Origin of the sequence: Rahnella sp. 2050 (assembly GCF_040544515.1) — a bacterium.
GTDB classification, from domain to species: domain Bacteria; phylum Pseudomonadota; class Gammaproteobacteria; order Enterobacterales; family Enterobacteriaceae; genus Rahnella; species Rahnella aceris.
Genome location: NZ_JBEPKE010000017.1, coordinates 1 through 2843, shown reverse-complemented (window position 1 = coordinate 2843; position 2843 = coordinate 1). Strand labels below are relative to the sequence as shown.

At 53.0% G+C, this 2843-nt stretch carries 2 rRNA genes; both read right to left on the bottom strand.

Annotated features, from left to right (window positions below):
* Positions 1–106, bottom strand: a 5S ribosomal RNA gene (rrf, locus tag ABIC79_RS25580); the annotation flags it as partial.
* 113 nt (positions 107–219) lie between these two features.
* Positions 220–2843, bottom strand: a 23S ribosomal RNA gene (locus ABIC79_RS25575); the annotation flags it as partial.

The window sequence follows — 2843 nt, the reverse complement described above, 5'->3', positions numbered from 1 at the left end:
TCCCTACTCTCGCATGGGGAGACCCCACACTACCATCGGCGCTACGGCGTTTCACTTCTGAGTTCGGCATGGGGTCAGGTGGGACCACCGCGCTACTGCCGCCAGGCAAATTCTGTTTCATTCATAACGCTCACCCTACATCAGGCTTGCACTACGAACCAATCTCGGAACTTCAGCTGAAAATCTACTTCAAGTCTCTAAAAACACCTTTGGTGTTGTAAGGTTAAGCCTCTCGGGTCATTAGTACTGGTTAGCTCAATGCATCGCTGCACTTACACACCCAGCCTATCAACGTCTTAGTCTTAAACGTCCCTTCAGGTGGCTTAAAGCCACAGGGAAGACTCATCTCGAGGCAAGTTTCGCGCTTAGATGCTTTCAGCGCTTATCTTTTCCGCATTTAGCTACCGGGCAATGCCATTGGCATGACAACCCGAACACCAGTGATGCGTCCACTCCGGTCCTCTCGTACTAGGAGCAGCCCCTCTCAATCTTCCAACGCCCACGGCAGATAGGGACCGAACTGTCTCACGACGTTCTAAACCCAGCTCGCGTACCACTTTAAATGGCGAACAGCCATACCCTTGGGACCTACTTCAGCCCCAGGATGTGATGAGCCGACATCGAGGTGCCAAACACCGCCGTCGATATGAACTCTTGGGCGGTATCAGCCTGTTATCCCCGGAGTACCTTTTATCCGTTGAGCGATGGCCCTTCCATTCAGAACCACCGGATCACTATGACCTACTTTCGTACCTGCTCGAGCCGTCACTCTCGCAGTCAAGCTAGCTTATGCCATTGCACTAACCTCACGATGTCCGACCGTGATTAGCTAACCTTCGTGCTCCTCCGTTACTCTTTAGGAGGAGACCGCCCCAGTCAAACTACCCACCAGACACTGTCCTCACCCCGGATCACGGGGCCGAGTTAGAACATCAAACATTAAAGGGTGGTATTTCAAGGTTGGCTCCACGCAGACTGGCGTCCACGCTTCAAAGCCTCCCACCTATCCTACACATCAAGGCTCAATGTTCAGTGTCAAGCTATAGTAAAGGTTCACGGGGTCTTTCCGTCTTGCCGCGGGTACACTGCATCTTCACAGCGAGTTCAATTTCACTGAGTCTCGGGTGGAGACAGCCTGGCCATCATTACGCCATTCGTGCAGGTCGGAACTTACCCGACAAGGAATTTCGCTACCTTAGGACCGTTATAGTTACGGCCGCCGTTTACCGGGGCTTCGATCAAGAGCTTCGCCTTGCGGCTGACCCCATCAATTAACCTTCCGGCACCGGGCAGGCGTCACACCGTATACGTCCACTTTCGTGTTTGCACAGTGCTGTGTTTTTATTAAACAGTTGCAGCCAGCTGGTATCTTCGACTGGCTTCAGCTCCGGGAGCAAGTCCCTTCACCTACGCGCCAGCGTGCCTTCTCCCGAAGTTACGGCACCATTTTGCCTAGTTCCTTCACCCGAGTTCTCTCAAGCGCCTGAGTATTCTCTACCTGACCACCTGTGTCGGTTTGGGGTACGATTTCGTGTTACCTGGAGCTTAGAGGCTTTTCCTGGAAGCATGGCATCAGCTACTTCACCACCGTAGTGGCTCGTTATCACGCCTCAGGGTTGATATGCAACCGGATTTACCAGGTCACACCCCCTACACGCTTGAACCGGGACAACCGTCGCCCGGCCAGCCTAGCCTTCTCCGTCCCCCCTTCGCAGTAACACCAAGTGCAGGAATATTAACCTGCTTCCCATCGACTACGCTTTTCAGCCTCGCCTTAGGGGTCGACTCACCCTGCCCCGATTAACGTTGGACAGGAACCCTTGGTCTTCCGGCGTGCGGGTTTTTCACCCGCATTATCGTTACTTATGTCAGCATTCGCACTTCTGATACCTCCAGCAAACCTCACAGTTCACCTTCGACGGCTTACAGAACGCTCCCCTACCCAACAACGCCTAAGCGTCGCTGCCGCAGCTTCGGTGCATGGTTTAGCCCCGTTACATCTTCCGCGCAGGCCGACTCGACCAGTGAGCTATTACGCTTTCTTTAAATGATGGCTGCTTCTAAGCCAACATCCTGGCTGTCTATGCCTTCCCACATCGTTTCCCACTTAACCATGACTTTGGGACCTTAGCTGGCGGTCTGGGTTGTTTCCCTCTTCACGACGGACGTTAGCACCCGCCGTGTGTCTCCCGTGATAACATTCTTCGGTATTCGTAGTTTGCATCGAGTTGGTAAGCCGGGATGGCCCCCTAGTCGAAACAGTGCTCTACCCCCGAAGATGAGTTCACGAGGCGCTACCTAAATAGCTTTCGGGGAGAACCAGCTATCTCCCGGTTTGATTGGCCTTTCACCCCCAGCCACAAGTCATCCGCTAATTTTTCAACATTAGTCGGTTCGGTCCTCCAGTTAGTGTTACCCAACCTTCAACCTGCCCATGGCTAGATCACCGGGTTTCGGGTCTATACCTTGCAACTTGACGCCCAGTTAAGACTCGGTTTCCCTACGGCTCCCCTATTCGGTTAACCTTGCTACAAAATATAAGTCGCTGACCCATTATACAAAAGGTACGCAGTCACCTAACAAGTAGGCTCCCACTGCTTGTACGTACACGGTTTCAGGTTCTATTTCACTCCCCTCGCCGGGGTTCTTTTCGCCTTTCCCTCACGGTACTGGTTCACTATCGGTCAGTCAGGAGTATTTAGCCTTGGAGGATGGTCCCCCCATATTCAGACAGGATGTCACGTGTCCCGCCCTACTCATCGAACTCACAACTTGTGCATTTTTGTGTACGGGACTATCACCCTGTACCGTGCGACTTTCCAGACGCTTCCACTAACACACAA